Raw genomic sequence first — 23979 nt, 5'->3', positions numbered from 1 at the left:
GTGCTACTCTAAAGTGGTACTCTAAATCGATGGATGACGTCAAGAGCCCCAAGCGGCGCTCGGCCCAGACCAGAAGCCGGATCGTGAACGCCGCCCAGGGGCTGTTCGTCGTGCGGGGCTACGCCGGCACGACCTTCCAGCAGGTCGCCGACGCGGCCGAGGTCTCGGTGCAGACGGTGTACTTCCACTACGGGACCAAGAGCGGGCTGCTCAAGCACGTGGTCGACGTCGCCTCGGCCGGTGACGACGAGCCCGTGCCGCTGCTGGAACGTCCGTGGTTCGCGGCCTTGCAGGCGTCGCGGGACCCGAGAGAGGTCGTGAGGGGGTGGGTGCACCAGAGCGGCGTCATCCTCGGCCGCGTCGCCCCCGTCCTGGCCGTGGTCCGCGACGCGGCGGCCGCGGACGCCGACATGGCCGCCCAGTGGGCCGTCAACAGCGAGCAGCGGCACACCGCCCACGGGCAGGTCGTCGCCATCCTCGACCGCCTGCACGCCCTGCGGCCCGGCCTGACCGCCGAGCGGGCCACCGACATCACCGTCGGGCTGCTGTCACCGGACCTGTTCCTGGTGATGACCCGCGAGTGCGGCTGGACGCCGGCGCAGTGGGAGAGCTGGAGCGCCGACCAGCTCTCCCACGCCCTCCTGCCCTCCTGACGCCCCGGCGGATCGTCCCGGCGGGCCGGCGTCCTGATAGACGGACGGACGGGCGGGCGTCGCGGATGGGCGGATGGGCGGATGGTGGGCAGGTGGTGGGCAGGCGGTCAGTCGGTCGGCTCCACGTCCGGCTGCACGTCCGGTTCCTCGTCCTTGCCGGACTCCTCGGCCACCTCGCGCCGCTCCTGCGCGACCTTCTCCTCCGGATCGGGCGGTGGCTCGACCGGCTCGGCGGGGATCGGCCGGGGAGTGTCCCGCACCTCGACCGCCGCACGCGCGGCGGTGGTGTCGCTCTCCCCGTTGACCCGTCCGACCGCGGGCGGCATGTCCTCGGGCAGCTTGTCCTGTTCGTCCATGACCCGCAACTGCCCTGACCTTGACCTCTTGAACGAAGATCGGCCTGCTCGGCATCTGCCGCGGTCGCGGCCCCCGGCTCACGGGCGGAGCCACCGGGGAAGCCTTCGCGTCACGGGACTCGCGCTGTTCGGCGGTCAGGCCGTGCGGCGGGCGCGGTTCAGGACGAGGACGCCGAGGACGACGGAGGCCAGGCCGAGGATCAGGTCCAGGTAGCCGCCGACGATGCCGTAGCCGGTGCCCGGACCGCCCTTGGCGGCGCCGATGACCCAGCCACCGATGACGATGCTGGTCACCCCCGCGGCCAGCGCGACGACGGCCCCGCGCTTCCCGGTCGCGGCCACGGTCGCGGTCCCGGTCCCGCTGCCGGTCCCGGTGCCGGGGGTGGCGCGGCGGCGGAGGCGGCCGGTGGCGCGGGCCAGGCCGAGGCCGCCGACGGCGACGCCGGCCAGGCCCAGCCCGGCGGCGATCAGGGACCACATCCGGCCGGTGGTCATGGCGTACGCGGCGACGGGGTCGGCCTGGGCCGCGAGCAGGTGATCGATGAACATGGCGGGTTCCTTTCGGCTGGACGTAGACGTGGAAAGCATGACCGCCGGGCCCGCCGCCGGTCGTCCGGCGGGAGCGGGCTTGCCGGGGTGCCGCCGGCGCCGCAGCCGGCTACCGCACGGGCGGCAGGCAGGCGCGGGCGTACCGCGTCCGCGGTAGGCGGCGCATGATCCTCCTGCCGGAGTCGTACGGCCGGACATGCGGCTATGGTGCGCGTATGAGCACAAGGCGGCTCGGCGTCGGAGCCGGGGTGATCGACTGGCTGATCGCGGCCGGCGTGGCGGCGGCGCTGGTGATCACCGGGTTGTCCGGGCAGCCTTCCGCCACCTACCTCGCGCCGCTCGGGTACGTACTGCTGGCGGCCGGCGGACTGGCGCTGGTCGCGCGCCGCCGGGCGCCGGTGCCCGTCCTGGCCGTGACGGGGTTGTGCGCGGTGGGGTACCAGGCGGCCGGGTTCGACGTGCCGGCGGTGGCGTACCTGTTCGCGGTGTACGCGGCGATGCGGGCCGGACGGCGGCTGGTCACCGTGGCCGCGAGCGTGATCGTGCTGGCCCTGCTGCCCCTGGCTGCGCTGGCCTCCGGCCTGCACGACACGGGCGAGGCGTTCGCGCAGGCCAGGGGCGCGCTGGAGCTGGCCTGGCTGGTCGCGGCCGGCGCCGCCGGGGAGGCGTTGCGGCAGGCGGAGGGACGGGCGGAGGAGGCCGAGCGCACCCGGGAGGAGACCGCGCGGCGGCGTGCCGACGAGGAGCGGCTGCGCATCGCGCGGGACCTGCACGATTCGCTCACCCACCAGATCTCGGTCATCAAGGTGCAGGCCGAGGTGGCCGTGCACGTTGCCCGCAGGAAGGGAGAGCAGGTGCCGCAGGCCCTGCTGGTGATCCAGGAGGCCGGACGCGAGGCGACCAGGGAGCTGCGCGCGACCCTGGAGGCGCTGCGCGACGACACGACTCCGCCGCACGGCCTGGACCGGGTCCCCGAGCTGCTGGAACGGGCCCGGACCACCGGCCTCGACGCGACGCTGACGATCGAGGGACAACGACGGGACGTGCCGGCCGCCGTGGACCGGACCGCGTACCGGATCGTCCAGGAGTCCCTGACCAACATCGCCCGGCACGCCGCCGCCGCGACCGCGGAGGTCCGCATCGACTACCGTCCCGACGCGCTGGCGATCCGCGTGGACGACGACGGCACGGCCACGCCGGAGGCCGCTCCCGTGCCCGGCGTCGGCCTGATCGGCATGCGTGAACGCGTCACCGCGCTCGGCGGCAGCCTGCGGGCGGCCCCGCGCGGCGCGGGCGGCTTCACCGTCCAGGCCGAGCTGCCGATGGACCGCACGCCGTGATCCGGGTCCTGCTGGTGGACGACCAGCCGCTGCTGCGCGGCGGGTTCCGCGCGCTGCTCGACCTGGAGGACGACATCGAGGTGGTCGCCGAGGCCGCCGACGGCGCGCAGGGCCTGGCCCTGGCCAGGGAGCACCTGCCGGACGTCGCGCTCATCGACATCCAGATGCCGGTCGTGGACGGCATCGAGGCGACCCGCCGCATCGCCGCCGACCCGGCCCTGGCCGGCGTGCGCGTGGTCATCCTGACCAACTACGGCCTGGACGAGTACGTCTTCAACGCGCTGCGCGCCGGCGCGGCCGGGTTCCTCGTCAAGGACGTCGTGCCGGAGGACTTCCTGCACGCCGTGCGCGTCGCGGCCCGCGGCGACGCGCTGCTCGCGCCGTCGATCACCCGCATGCTGATCGACCGGTACGTCACCCGGCCGCCCGCCGCCACCGCCGGCGCGGAGCTGCGGGAGCTGACCAACCGCGAGCGCGAGGCCGTCGCCCTGGTCGGGCGGGGGATGTCCAACGACGAGATCGCCGCCCACATGGCGATCAGCTCGATGACCGCCAAGACCCACGTCAACCGGGCGATGGCCAAGCTGCGCGTGCGCGACCGGGCCCAGCTCGTGGTCCTGGCCTACGAGTCGGGGCTGGTGACGCCGGGCACGGCGTGACGCGCCGGAGTCAGGCGGGCACGTCGTCCAGCCGCCAGCACAGCTCGTCCACCACGCCGACGACGCCGTTGACGCCGCGGGTCCGGCGGACGGCGTGCGCGGCCTCGGACCGGCGGTCCATCCGGCCCGACAGCGTGACCACGCCCTGCCGCACCGAGACCCGCACGTTCCCGGTGTCCATCCACAACGCCCGGCGCAGGACGTCGTCGCGGACGACGACGGCGATCTCCTCGTCACCGCGCAGGAACATCCTGACCAGGTCGCCGCGGCTGAGGATGCCCACCAGGCGGCCGTTGTGGTCGACCACGGGGATCCGGCGCACGTCGCGGGCGTTCATCAGCCGGGCGGCGGTGACCGCCGACCTCTCGGCGGTGATCGTGACCGGCGGGCTCGTCATCAGGTCCGCGGCCGTGACCGCGGTGGCCTTCCTGCTGCCGGGCCGGTGGCGCACCCGGGACAGCAGCGGCGGCCGGTAGTCCTCGCCGGGGAACTGCTCGCGGAACTCCTCCTTGCACAGCAGGTCGGACTCGGAGACGACGCCGATGACGTGCCGGTCGTCGTCGAGCACCGGCACGGCGCCGATCCCGCGGCCGGCCAGCGCCTCGGCGATCTCCTTGAACGGAGTGGCGGCGCCCACGGAGACGACCTCGCGGGTCATCACGTCCTCGACGGTCAGGTTCATCGTTCACCTCGGGGGTTCTCGGTCCTGACTCCATCCCATCCGGCGACGCGGCCCCGCCGTAGGGGCGTTGGTCCCTGGACGGCGGGCCGGGAGTCCCCACCGCCGCTTCAGGATCGCTCGCGCACCACCGCGACGGTGCAGCGCGCGTGGTGCAGGACGCCGCGCATCACCGAGCCGAGCACGAACGAGCCCAGCCCGCTCCTGCCCTGCGAGCCGAGCACCAGCAGGTCGGCCCGGTCGCCCGCGGCGACGAGCGTCTTGACGGGGTGGCCGCACTGGACGTCCGCGATCACCCTGACGTCGGGATGCCGTTCCTGCCACGGGGTGAGCTGCTCCCTGGTGACGCGCAGGTGGCTCTCCCGCAGCGCCTCGATGTCGCAGGAGAAGTCGGGCGCCAGCGCGAACGGCAGCGGCCAGGCGTGCACCGCCCGCAGGCTGCCGCCGCGCAGCTCGGCCTGCCGGAAGGCGTAGTCGAGGGCCGGTTCGCAGGCGGGGGAGCCGTCCACGCCGACGACGACCTCGTCGTGGGAGGCGGCGTCCCCGTCGCGGACGACGACCACCGGGCCGGGCGCCTGACCGGCCACGCTCATGCTGACCGAGCCGAGCACGGCACCGGCGAAGCCGCCCGCCCCCCTGCGCCCCACCACCAGCTCGGCGGCCTCGGCCGCCTGCTCCCGGAGGGCGACCGACGCCTTCCCGGTCATGACCCGGGTGCTCACCTCGACCGTGGGCCGGCGTTCGCCGACGATCTCCTGGGCCTTGGCCAGGATCTCCCGCGCGCGCTCGGTCATCGAGCTCTCCCACTCGACGGCGGCGATCTGCGGAACCTGGTACGGCCAGGTCTCCACCACGGACACGATCCGCAGCGCGGCCCCCGCCCTGAAGGCGTCGTCGGCAGCCCACGCCACGGCGTCGAACCCGGACGGCGATCCGTCGACACCCACCACGACCAGCTCAGACATCGCTCATACCTCCCCTACTCATTCAGCCGTCCGGGAGGTGAGCGGACAGGATCGCCAGCCCCAAAACTTGGAGAAATCTGGCGGCGGAGGCGATCCGGGGCGGCTCCGGACGGCTTCCGGCCCGCGAACTTGGGGTTTCTTCGCCCGCTCCTGACTTTGGGCAGGCGGGGACCGAGGAAGATCCACGGCCGGGAGGCAGCATGCCGGGACGGATCATGGTCGGCGTGGACGGGTCCGCGCCGTCGGACGCCGCGTTGGGCTGGGCCGCCGACGACGCGGCGCGTACGGGCGCGGAGCTGCACATCGTGCACGCCCTGGACCGGCAGCCGTACAGCGTGGGCAGGTTCCCCGACTTCGGGCAGTGGAACAACCTGCTGCTGGCGGCGTCCAGGGTGCTGGAGCGGGCCGAGGCGGCGGTCCGGGCGCGGCAGCCGTCCGTGCCGGTGCACGCCGAGATCGTGGAGGGGACGCCCGCGGCCGTCCTGCAGGATCAGGCGCGGCGGGCGGACGAGCTGGTCATCGGCAACCGGGGGCTCGGCGGGTTCGCCGGCGCGCTGCTCGGATCGGTGACCACGCAGGTGGCCGGTCAGGTGCGGTGTCCCGTGGTGGTGGTGCGCGCGGACCCGCCGGAGCGGGTCGGCGAGGTCGGCGTCGGGATCGACGACTCCGGCGTCTGCGAGCCGGCCATCGGCTACGCCTTCGAGCAGGCCAGGCTGCGCGGCGCCACGCTGCGCCTGATCCACGCCTGGCAGATCCCCGTGCACGCCTTCGCGCCGGAGATCGCCTACGACGTGGACGAGGTCCGGGCCGCCCAGCGCGCGGTGATCCGGACCAGGACGGCCGGATGGCGGGAGAGGTGTCCCGAGGTGACGGTCGTGGAGGACGTGCAGAGCGCCCATCCGGTCGAGGCGATCACCGGCGCGCCCTGCGACCTGCTGGTGGTCGGCTCCCGCGGCCGGGGCGCGTTCGGCTCGCTGCTGCTCGGCTCGGTCAGCAGAGGGGTGCTGCACCACGCGCGCTGCCCGGTCGCGGTGATCCGTCCCGCCGACGACGCCGAGGGCCGCGAGCCGCGGTGAAGGACGGGCGGCGCGAATCAGGGGCTGCGCCGCCGTCCCCAGTCCTCGCCGGCCCGCGCCCACTGGACCTCCCACTCCCGGTACCGCCGCTGATCCGTCCACCACCGGAACGCCGCGAACCCGCCCGCGGCGGCCAGGGCGATCACGGACATGAGCAGGAGACCGGTCACCACGCCCCTCGTCCGCAGGACGGTACGGGCGGTGGGCGGCGACACGGGCCGGCCGGCGGCGTCGATCCACAACGGGACCGTCGAACCGGCCCTGGCCACCCCGGGGACCGGCACCGGGCCGCTGCGCGCCGCGCCCGAGGACGTCGTCCAGCTCGCCATCGCCCGCTGCTCGCCCACCGGCATCTCGGTGAGGGCGACGCGGGCGGCCGGCGCGTCGGCCAGCAGCGTCGCCCTGACCTGGTGCCGCCCCACGGCGTGCGCGCTCTCCTCGTGGAGCGCGCCCTCGTAGGCCAGCCGGCCCACCAGGATGGCGGGCCAGACGCCCGCCAGCACCACGAGCCCGGTCACCAGCACCGCGAGCGCCTCCAGCCGGTCGGAACGGCGGCGCAGGGGATTGCCGTCGGGACGGTACAGGCGTACGCGCCGGGCCAGAAGGTCGATCAACGCTTTCAACGGACACCTCCTTGAAGCACTGTGCGGGCGCCCCGGCGGGGACGGCAGGGGCGGGCGGCTCTTGACGGGAGGACCTTCGTCCCGAGTCCGTCAGGACGGACGGGGCGGCCCCGCGTACGGATCACGGAGGACAAGGCGTGGTCACCCCGCCATCATGAACGAACCAAGAAGATCAACATGGCCGTTCTCCTGGGAAGACGTGCCAAGAGGCACCCCGGCCGGCCTCAGCCGGGCGCCAGCGAACGGGGGATCGAGTCCGACGGCCCGGCGGGATGCCCGGTACGCCCCGCCGCGTCATAGATCTTGACCCACCGGATCGCCGGGAACTGCTTGAGCGTCGGCCTGATCTGGTCGGCGATGGTGAAGGCCGATCCGCCGCCGTCGACCGGGCCGGTCAGGTGGACCCTGGCGATCCCGTCCGCGACGGTCAGCCTGCCGAAGCCGGTGGCCTTGGAGCTGACGAAGCGCAGGCCGCGCGCCCGTTCGGCCTCGGTAGGGCCGGCGAACAGCCGTTGCAGCGCGCCGTAGGCGGTCGCCGGCGGGGCCACCGGGCGGGTCACGGCCGCCGTGCGCGGGCTCCGGGCGGTGGTGTCGAGGAAGTGGTCGCGTACGGACACGGTCCGGTAGGACGTGGTGAGGTCGACGACGACCCGGCTCGGCCGGGTGAGCGTGCGGACCTGGTAGGCCACGCGCCTGGCCAGCCCGACGCCGAAGGTGAGCGTGGCCTCGAAGTCCCCGGTGTTGACGACCTGGACGACGCCGGGCAGCGCGTAGGTGCGGCGGGTGGGGCCGTAGGTGACCCGGCCCCGGCGGTCGTGGCCGTCGGCCTGGTCGAAGCGGACCTGGAGGAGGGCGTCGCCGACCGCGCCGACCGTCCGTCCGGAGCCGTCGGCGACCAGCCGGGACACGTAGCGCACGTCGTGCCGGGCCGGGACCGGGCCGCGGAACTCGAAGACCAGCCGGTCCAGGCCGGGCAGGTGCGCGGCCCGGATGCCGACCAGGACGGGGACGGCGGCCGGCCGCGCGGCCCGCGCGGGTAAGGCCGGCACGCCGGTGACGGTCACCGCCAGGGCGGCGGCGAGGAGGGAACGGATCGGGACCATGATCATCATCTCTTTCCCGTGAACGAACCTGGTCCCAGACTGACGCGCGCGACCGCGGGGCGACACCGCCGGACATCCTGAACTCCGTGGCCCTCCGGCACTCGCGCCGGCCCGGGAAGTGTCCTTGGACCCTCGTGGCGCGGGTCCTCCGGCCCTGTGCCGGGCGTCCTGGGAGGTCTCATCCTGGCGGGGTAGGCCGGACAGAGAAGACCGAACATTTCGGCGCGGTCGTCTTCTGGAGGTGGACCATGAGCACGTGCTCGCCGAGACAGGCCATGGACGCGGCGGTCGAGGCCGCTCGATGGGCCCCTTCCGTGCACAACACCCAGCCGTGGACCTTCTCGGTCTCCGACGTGGAGATCGGGTTGAAGGCCGACACCGGCAGGCAGCTCAAGGCCGGTGACGTGACCGGGCGGGAGCTGGTGATCAGTTGTGGCGCGGCGCTGTTCACGATGGGCGTCGCGATGCGGTGCGCGGGGTTCGAGCCGGTCGTCCGGGTCCTGCCGGATCCCGATCGGCCCGGGTTGCTGGCGACGGTCCGGCCGGGCCGGGAGAGCGAGCCGGACGAGGTGACGCGGGTGCTCGCGGGCGAGATCGAGCGGCGTCACACGCATCGGGCGGGTTTCGCCGACGTCCCGGTCCCTGACGCGTTCGTGGAGTCGCTGGTGAGGGCGGCGATGGGCGAGGGGGTCAGGTTGACGCCCGTCCGGTCGGCGGAGGCGGTGGAGGTGCTGGCCGCGCTGACCCGGGCCGCGCAGGGCGTGCAGGAGCAGGATCAGCGGTTCGGCCTGGAGGTCGTGCGGTGGGCCAGGCCGCCGGGCAGCACGCGGGCCGACGGTGTGCCGGCCGGGAGCTACCCGCGCGAGGGCGCGCCGACGGAGGCGGTCTTCCCCCAGCGTCACTACGCGTGGCGGCAGGGCTGGGGCGCGCCGGGCGGCCAGGACGAGACGGCGGTCGGGGTGGTCGCCGTGCTGACCACGCGGGCGGACGACCGGCGGGACTGGCTGGCCACCGGCCAGGCGCTGCAGCGGGTGCTGCTGCAGGCGTCGGCGCACGGGGTCAGCGCCGCCTTCCACACGCAGGCCCTGGAGCTGGAGCTGTTGCGGGAGTTCCTGCGGCTGGAGCTGTTCTCGGGGGAGCACCCGCAGATGATCATGCGGCTGGGGGTCACCTTCGAGGAGAAGGGCACGCCCCGGCGTCCGCTCTCCGACGTCCTGGGGTGAGCGCGGAGCCCCTTCTAGAATCCGCAGGCATGGGGACTGACAGGCTGCGCCGCAAGCCGTACGAGAAGGAACTCCTCCGCCTCCAGGAAGAGCTGGTGGAGTTGCAGGAGTGGGTGCGGGCCGAGGGGCGGCGCGTCGTGGTGATCTTCGAGGGGCGCGACGCCGCGGGCAAGGGCAGCACGATCAAGCGGGTCACCGAGTACCTGAACCCGCGGGTGGCCAGGATCGCCGCGCTGCCCGTCCCGACCGACCGGCAGCGGTCGCAGTGGTACTTCCAGCGGTACGTCGAGCACCTGCCGGCCGCGGGGGAGATCGTGCTGTTCGACCGGAGCTGGTACAACCGGGCCGGGGTCGAGCGGGTGATGGGGTTCTGCACGCAGGAGGAGTACACGCGCTTCCTGCACCAATGTCCGATCTTCGAGAGGCTGCTGGTCGAGGACGGGATCCTGCTGCGCAAGTACTGGTTCTCGGTGAGCGACGCCGAGCAGGAGCGGCGCTTCCGCGACCGGCTGGCGGACCCGATGCGCCGGTGGAAGTTGTCGGCGATGGACCTGGAGTCGATCACGAGGTGGGAGGAGTACTCCCGGGCCAAGGACGAGATGCTGGTGCACACCGACATCCCCGAGGCGCCCTGGTACGAGGTGGAGAGCGAGGACAAGCGGCGGGCCAGGATCAACATGATCGCGCACCTGCTGTCCACGATCCCCTACCGGCGGGTCGAGCGGGCGCCGCTGGAGATCCCGCCGCGACCGCCCGCCACCGGCTACCGGCGCCCGCCGCGCCGCCCCGGGGGGTACGTCCCCGACGTCACGGCCGACCTCTGAGCGGGCCCGGCCGGAAGCCGGTGGGCATGTTCGCGTCCGGGGCCGGGGCTCTGCAGGGATGTCACCTTTGCCGGGCCGGCTCCGTCTTACGGGTGACTGTTCGCGCCGGACCCCTTCAGAACCCTCGGAGTGATTCGTGAAACTCACCGTCTTCGGCGCCGGCGGCGGCGTCGGCCGGCAACTGCTCGCCCAGTCACTGGCCCAGGGGCACGACGTCACGGCGGTCGTGCGCGACCCGGCCAGGCTGGACGGGCTGCCGGTCCGGCTCGTGCCCGTCGCCGACCTGACCACGGCCGAGGCGGGCGACCTGCGGCCCGCCGTCGAGGGCGCCGATGCCGTCCTGTCGGCGCTCGGCCCGCCGAACAACGCCGCGGCCGGGGTGGCGTCCCGGGGCACCAAGGCCATCCTCGCGGCCATGGAGGCCGCCGGAGCCCGCCGGCTGGTCGTGGTGAGCGCCGCCCCGGTGGGCACCACCCCCTCTCCCGGCCGCCCCAACCCGCCCCGGCACGACCCGGGCGACGGGCCGTTCCTGCGATACGTGGTGTATCCGCTGGTCAAGGCCGCGCTGCGCCCGCAGTACCTGGACCTGGCCGTCATGGAGGACGCCGTGCGCGACAGCGGCCTGGACTGGACGGTGGTCCGGCCGGTGCAGCTCACCGACAAGCCCCTGACCGGCGCCTACCGGACGGCGGTGGGCCAGAACGTGCCCGGCGGCCGGTACGTCTCCCGCGCCGACGTCGCCCACGCCATGCTCGCCGCGCTCGGCCGTCCGGAGACGGTCCGGCAGGTCATCGGCATGGCCGACTGACAGTCTCGCCGATCAAGGAAATCCGGCGTACCGGACTTGATCCTCCCTTGTGGGGGAAAAGATGATTGTCTTTGCTTGTGTCCGGTGATCTGCTCGACGTCGTCCTGGTCGTTCTGGTGGTCGGGTTCGGCGTGGCGGGGTTCCGGCAGGGGTTCGTCGTCGGGGTGACGAGCTCGATCGGGTTCGTCGCCGGATGCGTGCTGGGCATCGCCGTCGCCCCCGCCGTGACGAACGCGCTCGTGACCGGCGACATCGCGCAGACGGCTTTCGCGGTCGTCATCGTGTTCCTGATCGCGCTGGCCGGCCAGTTCGCCGCGTCCACGCTGGGGGTGCGGTTACGCACGTACCTGCGCGGCGAACCGGCCCGGATCCTGGACTCCCTGGGCGGCGGGCTGGTCAACGCCACGTTCGTGCTGCTGGTCGCCTGGCTCGTGGGCAGCCTGCTGGTGTCCAGCCCGTGGACGCTGGTGGTGGAGCAGATCCGCGGCTCGGCGCTGCTGTCCACGCTCGACGCGGCGGCGCCCGAGGCGGCGCGGAACTGGCAGCGGCCCTTCAAGCGGTTCATCGACCGGTCCGACTTCCCGCCGGTGCTCGACACCATCGCCGGGATGAGCCCCGTCCGGGTGCCGCCGCCGGACGTGGCCGTGCTGCGCAGCCCGGCGCTGCGGCAGGCCAGGACGGGCATCCTGCAGGTCCAGGGGACCGCCTCCTCCTGCGGCAAGCGCATCACCGGCACCGGCTTCACGTACGCGCCCGACCACATCATGACCAACGCGCACGTCGTGGCCGGGGTGGACACGGACCTGCAGGTGGTCGACCACCAGCAGCGGCCGCACCCGGCGCAGGTCGTCTGGTACAACCCCCGGCGGGACGTCGCGGTCCTGTACGTCCCCGGCCTCGGGCTGCCCCCGCTCTCCTTCGACACCCGGGCCAGGGAGGGCCAGGACGCGCTGGTCGCCGGCTACCCGAACGGCGGCGGCTTCACGCCGGAGCCCGCCCGCGTCGCCGCGCGGCAGCGGGCCGGCAGCCCCGACATCTACCACGCCTCGCAGGTGACCAGGGACGTCTACCTGGTCCGGGGCAAGATCCAGCAGGGCAACTCCGGCGGCCCGCTGCTCGCCGTGGACGGCCGCGTGCTGGGCGTGATCTTCGCCGCCGTCGCCGGCCAGGTGGAGACCGGCTACGCGCTGACCGCCGGCGAGGTCGCGCCCGACGCCCGCCAGGCCGCCACGGCCACGAACCCCGTCAGCACCCAGTCCTGCGACTGACCCCGGCCGGCCCGCGGTGACCGGTGCTCACGCCGGCCCGGACGCCGCCAGCGGGAGCGGGTCGAAGGCGTGCCCGGCCCACAACCGGCGCGACGCCTCCTCCGGGTACGCCGCCGTGCCCGGCTCGGTGTCGATGATCCAGGTCAGCCGCTCGCCCGGCTCGTACGCCGGCCAGCCCGGGTCTCCGGTCGCGGCGAAGGCGGTCCACGCCGCCCGCACCCGGGCCGACAGCTCGGCGGCCTCCGGCGGCGGCTCCTGGCCGAGCAGCAGCCCGGCCGCGCCCGCGGTCAGGTTGCCGAACGTCAGCGGCAGGCCCAGCCCGTGGCACGCGCCGAGCATCCCGCCCATGCCGGGGGCGGGCCAGGTCAGCTCGTACAGGTGAGCCCGGCCGCGCCCGCCGTGGGCCTCGGCCAGCCGTACGGACGGCATCCGGAACAGCCAGTCGGAGTGGACCAGCTCGTACAGCCGCTCGTCGCCGGCCTCCGGGTGGGCGGCCCGGTAGGCCGCCGGGTCGGGGGCCAGCGCCCGCAGCGCGGCGGCCGCCTGCTCGGCGGTGACCTGGCCGAGCTCGCCGCCGAGCGCCATGAACAGCCGGTACTCGTCGCGGTTGTGCCCCACGAGCAGGTCCACCCCGCCTGCCGGCGACCGCCAGGGCGTCGCGGGCAGCACCTTGCCGTCCACGACCGGCGCGAACGGCGTGCGGACGTGCGCGGCCAGGCCCCAGCGCGGCCTGCCGCCCATGCCGGCCGCCACCGCGTCGCCGGCCTCGATCAGCCGTTCCGGCGGCAGGCGCGCCAGCGCGTCCGCGTGCGGGGTCGCTCCCAGCTCGGCGGCCACCGCGGCGGCGAGATCGGCGGCCAGCTCGGGGGTGAAGAACAGGCCCGGCACGCTCTGCGCGATCGCCCGGTGGAACAGGCCGGCCGCGCCGGGCATCGTCATCAGCGCCGCGATGCTCCCGGCTCCGGCGGACTCGCCGAAGACGGTGACCCGGTCGGGGTCGCCGCCGAAGGCCGCGGCGTTCTCGCGCACCCAGCGCAGGGCGGCCACCTGGTCCAGCAGGCCGCGGTTGGCGGGCGCGCCGCGGAAGTGCCCGAAGCCCTCGGCGGAGACCCGGTAGTTGACGGTGACCACGACGACGCCGTCCCGGGCGAGCACGCCGCCGTCGAAGAGCGGGTCGCCGGACCAGCCGTACATGTAGCCGCCGCCGTGGATCCACACCATCACCGGCAGCCGGGTCGCGCCCAGGTCGGGGGTCCACACGTTGGCGGTCAGCCAGTTCCCGTCGGTGCCGGCGTCGCCGGTGGCGCCCAGCAGCCTGGACTGCGGCGGCGGCGGGCCGAACGCGGCGGCCTCGCGCACGCCGTCCCACGCCTCGGGCGGCGCCGGGGCGGCCAGCCGCAGGCCGCCCACCGGTGGGCGCGCGTACGGCACGCCGCGGAAGACGGCCACGCCGCCCTCGGTCCGGCCGCGCAGCCGGCCCGTGCGCACGGTGACCTGCGGGTGAGCGGTTCCGGCGGCGCTCATGGCACGCTCCTCGTCCGGGGGACGGCTCCGACGGCCGTGCGCGGCCATCCTCACCCCGGACGCGGGCCGGCCGCATCCCGTTTTCCGACGGCCGGGCCACGGCGATGGCATGGGGCGGCCAGGTGAGGGTATGCGGTCCGGATCTCCCACCCCGGAAGGAGCCGCCGGAATGTCTGACCGCATCGCCGACCCGTGGGGTCCGCGCACGCCGTACGGGCCGCGCGAGGACGGCAGCGCCGAGGACTGGCCGGTCCGGGTGGACGCCTGCCTGGCGGAGGGGCTGACCGAGCAGGACGTCGAGTCGTGGGCCCAGTCGGCGTCCGTCCTGCACTCCAACGGCGACGCGATGGACATCGCGGTCAAGGACGGACGTATCATCGGCGTGCGCGGCCGTGCCGTGGACCGGGTCAACCACGGCCGGCTCGACCCCAAGGACCTGTACGGCTGGCAGGCCAACAACAGCCCCGACCGGCTGCTGCGCCCGCTCGTCCGCGAGGGCGGCACGCTGGTGGAGAGCGACTGGGAGACGGCGATGGGCCGGATCGTGGCCCGGTCGAAGGAGCTGCTGCGGGGCCCCGGCGGATGGGGGCCACCGGCCGCACCGTGCACCAGTTCCACACCCGGACCAAGACCGGCCGCGTCCCGCGGCTCGACGCCGCCGCCCCCGGGCCGTGGGTGGAGCTCAACGCGGCCGACGCCGCCGGGCTGGGCATCGGCGAAGGAGACCTGGTGCGGGTGGAGTCACCGCGCGGCCGGCTGGAGGCCCCGGCCCGGATCACCGGCATCCGGCGGGGCGTGGTGTTCGTGCCCATCCACTACGGCTACTGGGACCTGGAGCCGGGAGCGGCGCCCCGGGCGGCCAACGAGGTCACGAACTCGACCTGGGACCCCGTCTCCAAGCAACCGATCTACAAGGTCACCGCGGTCCGGGTGACCAGAGCGGGAGGATGACCGCGCTGCTGGCGCACTACCTGGGGCTGCTGCACCGATCGGAGGAGGAGCTGGCGTCGGCCTACCGCGAGGTCGCCGCGGCCCACGGCGACGAGCCGGACGTGGTGCACATCTGCCGGCGGCTCGCCGAGCAGTGCGACGAGCACGTACGGCGGCTGCGGCCGTTCGTGGAACGCTACTCCGAGGACGCCCCCGACGAGCCGGAGCGGCTGCACTCGACGCTGTTCTCCGGCTCTCGCGGCGGCGGTCTCGGCCTGCTGCGCGACCTGCACGACCTCTACCTCATGGCCGCCGAGTGCGACGTCTGCTGGACGCTGATCGGCCAGGCCGCGCAGGGCGCCCGCGACGAGCCGCTGCTGGCGGCGGTCCGCGACTGCGAGGACGAGACCGCCACCCAGATGACCTGGGCCCGCGGCCGGATGAAGCAGGCGGCCCCCCAGACGCTGGTCGTCGCGTCCAGGTAGCGCCCGGCCCCGGCGGTCAGCCGTCGAAGACGATCAGCTGGCGCAGGGCGGCGCCGTCGGCGAGCTGGTCCATCGCCTCGTTGACGGCCGTCAGGCCGATCCGGGCCGAGACCAGCCGCTCCACCGGCAGCCGGCCCTCGCGCCACATCTGGGCGAACACCGGGATGTCGCGGGCCGGCAGCGCCGAGCCCAGGTAGCTGCCGATGACGCTGCGCCCGCCGGCCACCAGCGCGAGCGGCGAGATCGAGGCGCGGGCGCCGGGCGCGGGCAGGCCCACGCTGACGGTGCGGCCGCCGGGGGCCGTCGCGGTCACCGCGGTCTCGAACGCCCGCGCGCTGCCCGCCGCCTCGACCACGACGTCCGCCTCGCCGGGCAGCTCGTCCGGGCCGTACACCTCGTGCGCGCCCAGCTCGCGGGCGGTGGCGAGCTTGGCCGGGTTGGCGTCCACGCCGATCACCCGGACGTCGTCGAGGGCCAGCGCGGTGAGCAGCGCCGCCATGCCCACGCCGCCCAGCCCGACGACCGTGACCGTCTGCCCGGGGCGCGGCCGGCCGGCGTTGAGCACGGCGCCGCCGCCGGTCAGCACGGCGCAGCCGAGCAGGGCGGCGACCTCGGCCGGCACGTCGGGATCGACCGGGACGACCGAGCGCCGGTCGACCACCACGTGCGTGGCGAACGCCGACACCCCGAGGTGGTGCAGCACCGCGACGCCGTCCCTGTGCTGGCGGACCGCGCCGCTCAGCAGGGTGCCGTCGTTGTTGGCGGCGCTGCCCGGCAGGCAGGGCGTCACGCCCTCGGTGGCGCAGCCGGCGCAGCCGCCGCACCTGGGCAGGAAGGTCATCACCACGCGCCGCCCGGGGGCGAGGTCGTCCACGCCGGGGCCGGTCCGCTCCACCACGCCCGCCGCCTCGTGGCCGAGCAGCATGGGCGTGGGACGCACCCGGTTGCCGTCCACCACCGACAGGTCGGAGTGGCACACGCCGGCCACCTCCACCCGCACCAGCAGCTCGCCCGGCCCCGGCGGATCGAGTTCGAGGTCGCAGACCGTCAGGGGCCGCGACTCCGCGTAGGGCCGGGACCGGCCGATCTCCTCCAGGACCGCGCCGCGAATGCGCATCAGTTCGCCCTTCTTCGTGTCGAGAGGTTGGCCAGCAGCACCCCGCAGCCGCCCAGGACGAGCCCGGCCACGGCGAGCGGGGGCAGCGGCTGCCCGGCCAGCGACCAGGCCAGCACGGCGGTCACGGCCGGGGTCAGGAAGAACACCGTGCTCACCCGGCTGGCCGGGGAGCGCAGCAACATCCGGTTGAGCAGGATGAACGCCGCGATGGAGTTGACCAGCGCCATCCAGCCGACCGACAGCCCGAACGCCGTCCAGTCCGACACCCGGACCGGGCCGAGCGCCAGGCAGGCCAGCCCGGCGGCGGGGGCGCTGACCAGCAGCTGCACCGCGGTGCCGCTCAGCGCGTCCATGCGGGGGGCGTACCGCTGCTGGTAGAGGGTGCCCGCGCTGAGCCCGGCCAGCCCCAGCAGGCACAGCGCCACCCCGGACGCGGACAGGCTGATCCGGTCGGCCACCGCCAGGACCACCCCGGCCAGGCCGAGCGCGAACCCGGCCCACTGCCCGGCGCCGACCCGCTCGCCCAGCACCCGTCCGACCAGCAGGATGACCACCGGGTTCAGCCCCTGCACCAGGGACACGACCGCGGCCGGCAGGCCCGCGCCGAGCGCGCTGTAGAAGGCGCCGAACTGCACGGCCTGGATCAGCAGCCCGGCCACGGCCACGTGCGCCAGGTCCCGCCCCCGGGGCCACGGCACCCGCCTGACCAGCGCGTACGCCCCCAGCAACACTCCGGCGACGGCGAACCTGCCGAACATCAGCAACAGCGGCGGCGCCGCCCTGACCCCCGGGATGCCCGCGATGAACGCGCTGCTCCACAGGACGACGAACACCCCGGGCGCCACCGGCCACCGCCTCCCGGCGCGCCGGACGGGCGCCGTGGCGGCGGCGGTCTCCCGCACGCGGGCAGGCGTCATCGCAAGGTCCTTCCGGATGAAGACGGATCAGGAGGCGCGCAGGGCCGAGCGGCGCAGCCCCCACAGCTCCTCGTCGGAGGTGCACACGCCGACGGCCCCGTGCCGCAGCGCCTCCACCACGTCGTCCGCGCTCTGCACGAACCCCGCGGCCAGGCACGGCACGCCCACCGCCCGCACCTGGCGCTCGACGTGCCGCAGCACCATGGCCGGCATGAGTTGCACCAGGTCGGGCCGCGACCGGGTGATGGACTGCAGGCTGCGCCGCAGGTTCGACCGGTCGGTGACGAACACCTTCTGCATGGTCAGCAGCCCGAGCCCGGTGGCCCGCTCGATCATCGCCTGCCGCGTGGAGACGACCCCGACCGCGCCGATGCCCTGCAGGTACGCCAGCGCCCCGGGATCGTGCCCCAGGCCGGGGGTCGAGTCGATGTTGACGAACCCGATCTTCCGGGCGGCCACCGTGCGCTGGACCGTGGCCGCCAGGTCGCCGAGCGGGATCGAGGCCAGGATGCCGATCGGCGTGGCGGAGGAGGTGAACCGCTCGACCATCTCCACCCCCACCAGCGACGCGGCGACGGGATGCTCGGCCAGGGCGGCGAGCAGGCGCTGATCCAGCGGGGCCTTGTGTCGAGCGTTCACCGCATCCACCTTAGTGCGCCGTGTTTTCGAAGGACGCGGGCAGCCCCAGCTTGCCGGGGTTCATGATGCCCCGCGGGTCCAGCGCCTGCTTGACCGCCACCAGCGTGGGGTAGCCGCTGCCCAGCGCGTCCCGCATGTACGGCGAGCGCAGCAGGCCGACGCCGTGGTGGTGGCTGATCGCCGCGCCGTGCCTGACGAGCACCTCGGCGGCGGCGTCCCAGGCGGCCCGGTACCAGGCGCGCCGCTGGTCGCGCTCGACGTCGCCGCGCAGCGAGAAGTACAGGCAGGCGCCGTCGGTGTAGGCGTGCGACTGGTGGGCCGAGGCGCGCAGCGTGCCGGGGACGGCCTCGATGGCGGCCACGACCTCGTCGTACAGGGCGGGCAGCGCGGCCCACGGCCCGGCGATCTCGCAGGTGTCGGAGACGAACCCCGGCCCCCGGACGAAGCCGTCGGCGGCCTTGCCGACGATCATGCGCTCGTCCAGCCAGCGGGCGAAGACGGCCGCGCCGTCCAGTTTCACCGGCGCGCGTTCGGCGCAGACCTCCTCGGCGATCTTCATGACGGCGTCCACCAGCACCGGGTCGCCCTCGTCGGCGACGAGCAGCAGGTTGGTGCCGGGCTCGCCGAAGTGGGTGCCGCTCTCGTGCGCGTCGTACAGGCGTAGCGCGGCCGGGGTGGCGCCGCGCTGCAGGATCTCCCGGCACGCGTCGAGCCCGGCGGCGAAGGTGTCGAAGCCGTAGGCGATGCCCACCGCGTAGTCGGGCAGCCGGTGCGTACGCAGCCGCAGCCGGGTGATGACGCCGAGTGTGCCCTCCGAGCCGATGAACAGCTGCCGCAGGTCGGGGCCCACCGCGGCGCGCGGGTAGGTGCCGTAGCTGGCGGTGGTGCCGTCGGGCAGCACCACGTCCAGCCCGACCACCATGTCCTCGATCTTGCCGTAGCGGGTGGAGAGCTGGCCCGCGCCGCGGCAGGCGGCCCAGCCGCCGACGGTGGAGATGGCGAACGCCGACGGCCAGTGGCCGGTGGTGGCGCCGTGCGTCTCCTGCAGCTCCTTCTCGAACAGGTCGCCGAACATGCCGGCCTGCACCTCGACGATCATGGATTCGGCGTCGAAGGACAGGATGCGGTTGAGCCGGCACACGTCCAGCACGACGCCGCCGTGCACGGGCAACGCGGCGCCCAGCACGTTGCTGCGCCCGGCCGAGACGGTCAGCGGGATGCGGTGCTCGTGGCAGATCCGCACCACGGCGGCCACCTGCTCCTCCTCGTCCACCTCGACCACGACCGCCTCCGGCGTGGCCGGACGGCCGTCGGTCTCGCCGATGGAGGTGCCCGCCCACCAGTCGCGGGTGCGCAGGACCACCTCGTCCCGGTCGGTGTGCACGGCGGCGCCGAGCGCGCGCAGCTCCGCCACCACGCTCTCGGGGACCGGCACGACCTGGCCCTGCAGGCTGGCCGGGCCCTTCCCCGGCGGGCAGTCGGCGGCCCAGCGCGGCGTCGTGGGCGCGCCCACGACGTAGTCGCCGCGGTTGAACGGGTGGGTGACGGTCTGCCTGCTGATCATGAAAGTCCCTCCATCAGAACGCTCTTCTCGCGGTCCACGCCGCGTACGTAGTCCTCGACCTGCCGGGCCACCTCGTCGTCGGAGAGGCCGAGCTCGCGCTGGAGCAGCCGGCCCACCTCGGGAGCCGCCTCGACCGACAGGTCGCGGGCGAAGACCCGCATCCGGGTGCGCCGCGACAACACGTCGTCCACGTTCCTGGCCAGCTCGCAGCGGGCCGCGTAGACCACCTCGGCCCGCAGGTACTCGCTGCCCTCGACGACCGGCCCGGCCAGCGACGGGTCCTCGGTGATCAGGTCGGCGACGAACCGGGCCTCGGTGCCGTACCGCTCGCCCAGGTGGGCGCCGAGCCCGCCGGTCGCGGTGGTCGCCTCGGCGTCGTAGCCCGCGCCGCCGAGCAGCGGCAGCCGCGCGGTGCGGCAGCGGGCCTTGCGGCCGAGCACCTTCAGCGCCTCGTCCACGGCCAGCTCGCCCATGTGCCTGCTGGTGGTCAGCTTGCCGCCGGTGACCGTGACCAGGCCGAAGCCGTCGATGATGATCCGGTGGTCGCGGCTCATGTCGAGCGTGGCGCCCTCCTTCTCGCCGACCAGCGGGCGCAGCCCGGCGATCGAGCCGATCACGTCGTCCGGGGTGAGGTCGGCGTCGAAGGCGGTGTTGGCGCCGTCGAGCAGGTACTGCATCTCCTCGCGGGTGCACAGCACCTCGTCGGGCGAGCCGTCGTAGTCGGTGTCGGTGGTGCCGACCACGACCACGTCGCCCCAGCGGGTGCAGGTGGCGCGGCGGGCCCGGCCTGGCACCGGGACGGTGACCGTGCCGTCCACCGGCAGCCGCGTCCACGGCACCACGATGTGCACGCCCTTGGCCGGACGCACCCGCGGCCGGTGCGCCGGGTCGGACAGCGCGTCCAGGGTGTCGGTCCACACGCCGGTGGCGTTGACGACGACCCCGGCGCGCACCTCGACCGTGCGGCCGTCCACCTCGACGCGGGCGCCGCGCACCCGGCCGCCCTCCTTGACCAGCTCGCGGCAGGTGGCGCCGTTCAGCACGGTGGCGCCGAAGTGGGCGGCGGTCCTGGCGATGGTCAGGGTCAGGCGGGCGTCGTCGGTGCGGCTGTCGTAGTAGAGCAGGCCGCCCTTGAGCCGGTCGGCGCGCAGCCGCGGCGCCCTGGCCAGCACCTCGGCCACGCTGAGCCGCTGGTGCAGCCGGCCGATGCGCCAGCCGCCCGCCAGGTCGTAGGTCCACAGCAGGCCCTCGAAGGCCTTGGCGATGCGGGCGTCGAAGACGCCGTCCTCGGAGAGGATCGGCAGCACGAACGGCAGCCGTCGCACCAGGTGGGGCGCGTTGCGGCGGAAGCGCTGGCGCTCCAGCAGCGAGCGGCGCACCAGCGGCAGGTTGCCCTGCTCGATGTAGCGCAGGCCGCCGTGGACCATCTTGGAGGACTTGGAGGAGGTGCCCGAGGCGAAGTCGTCGCGTTCCACCAGCGCCACGCTGAGGCCGCGGGTGGCGGCGTCCAGCGCGGCGTAGCAGCCGGTCACGCCGCCGCCGACGACGAGCACGTCCACCGGCCTTCCGGCCAGCCGCTCGATCTGCGCCTGACGGTCCAGCCGCAGCGGGGTGCGCCGGATGGCGCTCCTGGTCTCCGATCTGGGCTTGCGTTCTGGAAGCCGGATCACGAGGGGGATTCCTCCTGTTGGTACGAGATGTGCCGGGAGAGCAGGTCACGCCAGGCGGCGCGGGCCTCCTCGCGGGCGGCGTCGGGCAACGTGGGCTCGAAGACGGGGACGTCGCCGAGCCCGGCGAGGGCGGCGGGCAGGTCGGGCCAGAGCCCCGCGCGCACGCCCCCGAGGTAGGCGGCGCCGCGCAGGCTGGCCGTCTCGTTGGCGCGGGCGCGGCGGACCGGCCGCCCGACGAGGTCGGCCTGGCTCGCCATCAGCACGTCGCTGCTGGCCAGGCCGCCGCCGCAGAACAGATCGGTGACCGGCGCGCCGAGCGCCTGCTCCACCCCGTCCAGCAGGTCGCACACCGAGTGCGCGATGCCCTCAAGGACGCCCCGGGCCAGCTCGGCCCGGGTGGTGGACAGGCTGAGCCCGGTCAGGACGCCGGTGGCCTCGGGCGACCAGACCGGGGTGCGCATCCCGGCCAGCGCGGGCAGGAACCGCACCCGGCTCGGCCCGGGATGCTCGCGGGCCAGCGCGGTCAGCTGGGCGGGGGAGTCGAACAGCCCGATCTCCTCGCACAACCAGCGCACCGCCGAGCCGGTCGTGGCGGCGTAGCCCTCCAGGCTGAACACCGCCGCGCCGCGCGAACGCCAGCCGACCAGCGTCAGCACCCCCGGCACCGCCCGGCGATGCGCGGGCGGCCGGTCGCCGGCCACGGCGTCCAGGAACGTTCCCGTGCCGTGCACGCACATCGCCTGGCCCGGCCGGTGCGCGCCGAGCGCGATCATCGCGGCGTGCTGGTCGCCCATCACCGACAGCACCGGCAGCCGCACGCCGAGCACCGACGGGTCGGTGTGGCCGTAGTCGCCGTCCTCGTCCAGGATCTGCGGCAGCACGTCGCGGGGGCAGCCGAGGAAGTCCCGCCACGGCTCGTACCAGTCGCCGGTGCGCAGGTCGTAGGCGCCGGCGGCGACCGCGTTGGTGGCGGACATGACGTGCCGCGCGCCGCCGGTCAGCCGCCACACCAGCCAGGTGTCGACCGAACCGAAGGCCACCCGTCCCGCCTCGTGCGCCCGGCGTGCGGCCGGGTCGTCGCGCAGCACGTCGGCGGCCCACAGCAGCGGCGCGCGCGAGCCGACCGGCCGGCCGGTGTGCTCGACCAGGCGGGCGTCCCAGCCGGGCTCCCATTCCCGCAGCCGGGCGGCGTAGCGGCGGTCCTGCCAGACCACGGCGGGGGTGAGCGGCTCGCCGGTGACGGTGTCCCACAGCAGCACGGTGGCGCGCTGGGTGGCGATCGACACGCCGGTGACCTCGACGTCGTGCGCCCGCGCCCACTTCAGCGCCTGCGCGCAGACCTCGGCGGTCTTCGCCCAGATCTCCATGGCGTCCTGCTCGACCCGCAGATGGTCGGGGGAGTGGACCGAGATGGGCCGGTAGGCGGGCGGGGCCGCCGAGCCGTCGTCCAGGACGACCGCGGCGCGCGTGCCCGTGGTGCCCTCGTCGACGCTGAGGATCCCCCGCCGGGTAGGGCCGGTCATCGGCGCTCGTCCCTCTTCCGCAGCGCGATCTCCTCCTCCTCCAGGTTGACCGCCACGCGGGTGGGGTCCCACTTGATCAGCAGGCAGGTGACCAGGCCCACCAGCGGCACCACCGAGAGCACCATGAGGCTGGCGCCGACCCCGATGCCCGCCTGCAACTGCGGGAACAGGTACAGGCCGGCGACCGAGCCGAGGCTGCCGAGCATGCCGGTCACGCCGGTGCCCAGGGTGCGGATGTCGCTGCGGTAGGACAGCGCGGCGATCGACTTGCCGTTCGGGCCGGGCCCGGCGGAGTGGAAGAAGATGAACAGCACGGGCAGCAGCGCGGCCAGCGCGACCGGCAGCTCCTTGAACGTCGCGCCCATCACCAGCAGCGCCACGAACACCACCGCGTACCCGGCCATCGAGCTGACCCGCAGGCCGAGGCGGCGGCCCGTGTAGGCCGCCAGGCAGCCGCCGACGATGCCGACCGCGTTGAACGCCATCGACCCGATCGTGGCCTTCTCGAACTCCTTGCCGAACAGCTCCAGGCTGATCACCGGCAGGTACCAGCCGACCGCGAAGTACTGCATGGCCTGGGTGAGCGAGATGACCGTGGACAACACCGTGCGCGGCAGGTACGGCCTGCGGAACAGCACGCCCGCGTCCCCGAACCCCACCTGCCGTCCCTGCTCGGCCGCGACGCCGTCCCGCCCGGCGTCCTCCTGGACGGCGAAGCCGTACATGCGGCGCAGGGCCGCGGCGGAGTCGCGCAGCCGGCCCTTGGCGGCCAGCCACGTCGGGCTCTCCACCAGGAAGGCGAGTTGCAGGACCAGCAGCACGACGGCGAAGACGGCCGAGGAGCCCACCGACCAGCGCCAGATGTCCGCGCCCACGTCGAAACGGTAGAACACCAGCGTGAGCAGCAGGTTCGTGGTGGTGGCGGTGTACCAGACGCCTTGCCAGAAGTTGAGCCTGCCCTTGAGCGCGGACGGCGTGTACTCGGCCAGCAGCGCCATGGCCACCGCGAAGTCGATGCCGTACGCGATGCCGACCAGGCCGCGGCCGGCGAAGACGGTCTGGAAGTCGGAGCCGGCGGCGGTCAGCAGCGCGCCGAGCGCGAACACCACCTTGGTCAGCAGCAGCGGCTTGACCCGGCCGATCCGGGCGGCCAGCCAGCCGCCGAACGGGTTGGAGATGATGGCGATGGCCGGCGCCATGGCGGTGAGCACGCCCACCTGGCCCGGCGACAGGCCGAGCTGCTTGACCATGGGGGACAGGCCGGCGCCCAGGGCCGCGTTGGAGTAGGCGTCCAGGAACAGGCCCGCCAGGGCGAGGAACCAGATCCAGTTGGCCCGGCCGGCCAGCCTCGTCAGGGTGTTGATGACGTCGGCCGCGTCTCCGGCGTTGCGGATCCGCGTGACCGAGGTGTTCTGCACGGGGGCGTCGCTCATGCCCAGCCGCCTTTCAGGGGGGTGTGATCCCTTGCCAGCGGTCTGGATACG

Annotated in this window: 24 protein-coding genes; 10 read left to right on the top strand and 14 right to left on the bottom strand. The window is 74.4% G+C overall.

The window, feature by feature from the left end; all coding sequences use genetic code 11:
• Positions 1–29: 29 nt before the first annotated feature.
• Positions 30–653 (top strand): TetR/AcrR family transcriptional regulator, encoded by a 624-nt coding sequence (locus AB0C33_RS29480; RefSeq protein WP_358293629.1) that lies wholly within the window; start codon positions 30–32, stop codon positions 651–653.
• Between the two features lie 107 nt (positions 654–760).
• Here the strand turns inward: AB0C33_RS29480 and AB0C33_RS29475 are convergent, their stop codons facing one another.
• Both AB0C33_RS29475 and AB0C33_RS29470 read right to left on the bottom strand, forming a co-directional pair.
• Positions 761–1009, bottom strand: coding sequence for a hypothetical protein (locus AB0C33_RS29475; protein ID WP_358293628.1), 249 nt, complete (start codon positions 1007–1009; stop codon positions 761–763).
• Between the two features lie 135 nt (positions 1010–1144).
• A complete protein-coding gene (locus AB0C33_RS29470; RefSeq protein WP_358293626.1) occupies positions 1145–1558 on the bottom strand; it encodes a DUF6223 family protein in 414 nt (137 codons plus the stop codon).
• 215 nt (positions 1559–1773) lie between these two features.
• On the opposite strand from AB0C33_RS29470, the gene AB0C33_RS29465 reads away from it, so the two are divergent.
• Both AB0C33_RS29465 and AB0C33_RS29460 read left to right on the top strand, forming a co-directional pair.
• The gene (locus AB0C33_RS29465; protein ID WP_358293624.1) at positions 1774–2898 is read left to right on the top strand and encodes a histidine kinase; all 1125 of its coding nucleotides are present in this window, start codon (positions 1774–1776) and stop codon (positions 2896–2898) included.
• Complete coding sequence (locus AB0C33_RS29460; protein WP_358293622.1) at positions 2895–3557, top strand: response regulator transcription factor; 663 nt, start codon at positions 2895–2897, stop codon at positions 3555–3557. The genes AB0C33_RS29465 and AB0C33_RS29460 overlap by 4 nt, the downstream gene beginning before the upstream one ends.
• Before the next feature lie 10 nt (positions 3558–3567).
• Here the strand turns inward: AB0C33_RS29460 and AB0C33_RS29455 are convergent, their stop codons facing one another.
• Complete coding sequence (locus AB0C33_RS29455) at positions 3568–4239, bottom strand: CBS domain-containing protein (protein ID WP_358293620.1); 672 nt, start codon at positions 4237–4239, stop codon at positions 3568–3570.
• Positions 4240–4346: 107 nt separating this feature from the next.
• Positions 4347–5201, bottom strand: a complete 855-nt coding sequence (locus tag AB0C33_RS29450) for a universal stress protein (RefSeq protein ID WP_358293618.1) — start codon at positions 5199–5201, stop codon at positions 4347–4349.
• 200 nt (positions 5202–5401) lie between these two features.
• Between AB0C33_RS29450 and AB0C33_RS29445 the strand changes: the two genes are divergently transcribed.
• Entirely contained in the window at positions 5402–6277 is an 876-nt protein-coding gene (locus tag AB0C33_RS29445) for a universal stress protein (RefSeq protein ID WP_358293616.1), read from the top strand.
• Positions 6278–6294: 17 nt separating this feature from the next.
• Here AB0C33_RS29445 and AB0C33_RS29440 read toward each other — a convergent pair whose 3' ends face one another.
• Together AB0C33_RS29440 and AB0C33_RS29435 are read right to left on the bottom strand one after the other, a co-directional pair.
• Positions 6295–6900 carry a hypothetical protein gene (locus tag AB0C33_RS29440; RefSeq protein WP_358293614.1) on the bottom strand — a complete coding sequence of 202 codons (606 nt, stop codon included), beginning with the start codon at positions 6898–6900 and terminating at the stop codon, positions 6295–6297.
• 224 nt (positions 6901–7124) lie between these two features.
• Positions 7125–8003, bottom strand: coding sequence for a hypothetical protein (locus tag AB0C33_RS29435; RefSeq protein ID WP_358293613.1), 879 nt, complete (start codon positions 8001–8003; stop codon positions 7125–7127).
• A gap of 248 nt (positions 8004–8251) precedes the next feature.
• Between AB0C33_RS29435 and AB0C33_RS29430 the strand changes: the two genes are divergently transcribed.
• From AB0C33_RS29430 to AB0C33_RS29415, 4 genes are all read left to right on the top strand, one after another.
• Positions 8252–9226, top strand: coding sequence for a nitroreductase family protein (locus AB0C33_RS29430; RefSeq protein WP_358293611.1), 975 nt, complete (start codon positions 8252–8254; stop codon positions 9224–9226).
• 29 nt (positions 9227–9255) lie between these two features.
• Entirely contained in the window at positions 9256–10050 is a 795-nt protein-coding gene (gene ppk2 / locus AB0C33_RS29425; RefSeq protein ID WP_358293609.1) for a polyphosphate kinase 2, read from the top strand.
• Between the two features lie 136 nt (positions 10051–10186).
• The gene (locus AB0C33_RS29420) at positions 10187–10858 is read left to right on the top strand and encodes an NAD(P)H-binding protein (protein WP_358293607.1); all 672 of its coding nucleotides are present in this window, start codon (positions 10187–10189) and stop codon (positions 10856–10858) included.
• 77 nt (positions 10859–10935) lie between these two features.
• The gene (locus tag AB0C33_RS29415) at positions 10936–12126 is read left to right on the top strand and encodes a MarP family serine protease (RefSeq protein WP_358293605.1); all 1191 of its coding nucleotides are present in this window, start codon (positions 10936–10938) and stop codon (positions 12124–12126) included.
• A 27-nt stretch (positions 12127–12153) separates the two neighbouring features.
• Here AB0C33_RS29415 and AB0C33_RS29410 read toward each other — a convergent pair whose 3' ends face one another.
• Positions 12154–13650, bottom strand: coding sequence for a carboxylesterase family protein (locus tag AB0C33_RS29410; RefSeq protein WP_358293604.1), 1497 nt, complete (start codon positions 13648–13650; stop codon positions 12154–12156).
• A gap of 582 nt (positions 13651–14232) precedes the next feature.
• On the opposite strand from AB0C33_RS29410, the gene AB0C33_RS29405 reads away from it, so the two are divergent.
• Positions 14233–14601 carry a molybdopterin dinucleotide binding domain-containing protein gene (locus tag AB0C33_RS29405; RefSeq protein ID WP_358293602.1) on the top strand — a complete coding sequence of 123 codons (369 nt, stop codon included), beginning with the start codon at positions 14233–14235 and terminating at the stop codon, positions 14599–14601.
• Complete coding sequence (locus tag AB0C33_RS29400; protein WP_358293601.1) at positions 14598–15065, top strand: hypothetical protein; 468 nt, start codon at positions 14598–14600, stop codon at positions 15063–15065. Before AB0C33_RS29405 ends, AB0C33_RS29400 begins: the two co-directional genes overlap by 4 nt.
• A gap of 16 nt (positions 15066–15081) precedes the next feature.
• Here AB0C33_RS29400 and AB0C33_RS29395 read toward each other — a convergent pair whose 3' ends face one another.
• From AB0C33_RS29395 to AB0C33_RS29365, 7 genes are read right to left on the bottom strand one after another with little or no spacing between them, the layout of a single operon-like run.
• A complete protein-coding gene (locus AB0C33_RS29395; RefSeq protein ID WP_358293599.1) occupies positions 15082–16182 on the bottom strand; it encodes an alcohol dehydrogenase catalytic domain-containing protein in 1101 nt (366 codons plus the stop codon).
• Positions 16182–17099 carry a DMT family transporter gene (locus tag AB0C33_RS29390; RefSeq protein ID WP_358293598.1) on the bottom strand — a complete coding sequence of 306 codons (918 nt, stop codon included), beginning with the start codon at positions 17097–17099 and terminating at the stop codon, positions 16182–16184. Before AB0C33_RS29390 ends, AB0C33_RS29395 begins: the two co-directional genes overlap by 1 nt.
• Before the next feature lie 27 nt (positions 17100–17126).
• On the bottom strand, positions 17127–17738 hold the full coding sequence (locus AB0C33_RS29385) for a glycerol-3-phosphate responsive antiterminator (RefSeq protein WP_358293597.1): 612 nt from the start codon (positions 17736–17738) through the stop codon (positions 17127–17129).
• 10 nt (positions 17739–17748) lie between these two features.
• On the bottom strand, positions 17749–19302 hold the full coding sequence (locus tag AB0C33_RS29380) for an FAD-binding oxidoreductase (protein ID WP_358293596.1): 1554 nt from the start codon (positions 19300–19302) through the stop codon (positions 17749–17751).
• Positions 19299–20972: a glycerol-3-phosphate dehydrogenase/oxidase gene (locus AB0C33_RS29375; protein ID WP_358293594.1), complete on the bottom strand. Its 1674-nt coding sequence runs from the start codon at positions 20970–20972 to the stop codon at positions 19299–19301. Before AB0C33_RS29375 ends, AB0C33_RS29380 begins: the two co-directional genes overlap by 4 nt.
• The gene (locus AB0C33_RS29370) at positions 20969–22495 is read right to left on the bottom strand and encodes an FGGY family carbohydrate kinase (protein WP_358293593.1); all 1527 of its coding nucleotides are present in this window, start codon (positions 22493–22495) and stop codon (positions 20969–20971) included. The genes AB0C33_RS29375 and AB0C33_RS29370 overlap by 4 nt, the downstream gene beginning before the upstream one ends.
• A complete protein-coding gene (locus AB0C33_RS29365; protein WP_358293592.1) occupies positions 22492–23928 on the bottom strand; it encodes an MFS transporter in 1437 nt (478 codons plus the stop codon). The genes AB0C33_RS29370 and AB0C33_RS29365 overlap by 4 nt, the downstream gene beginning before the upstream one ends.
• Positions 23929–23979 lie beyond the last annotated feature (51 nt).

This window comes from Nonomuraea sp. NPDC048881, from assembly GCF_040649795.1.
In the GTDB taxonomy this organism is placed as follows: Bacteria; Actinomycetota; Actinomycetes; order Streptosporangiales; family Streptosporangiaceae; genus Nonomuraea.
This window is presented reverse-complemented; position numbering and strand designations above follow the sequence as displayed.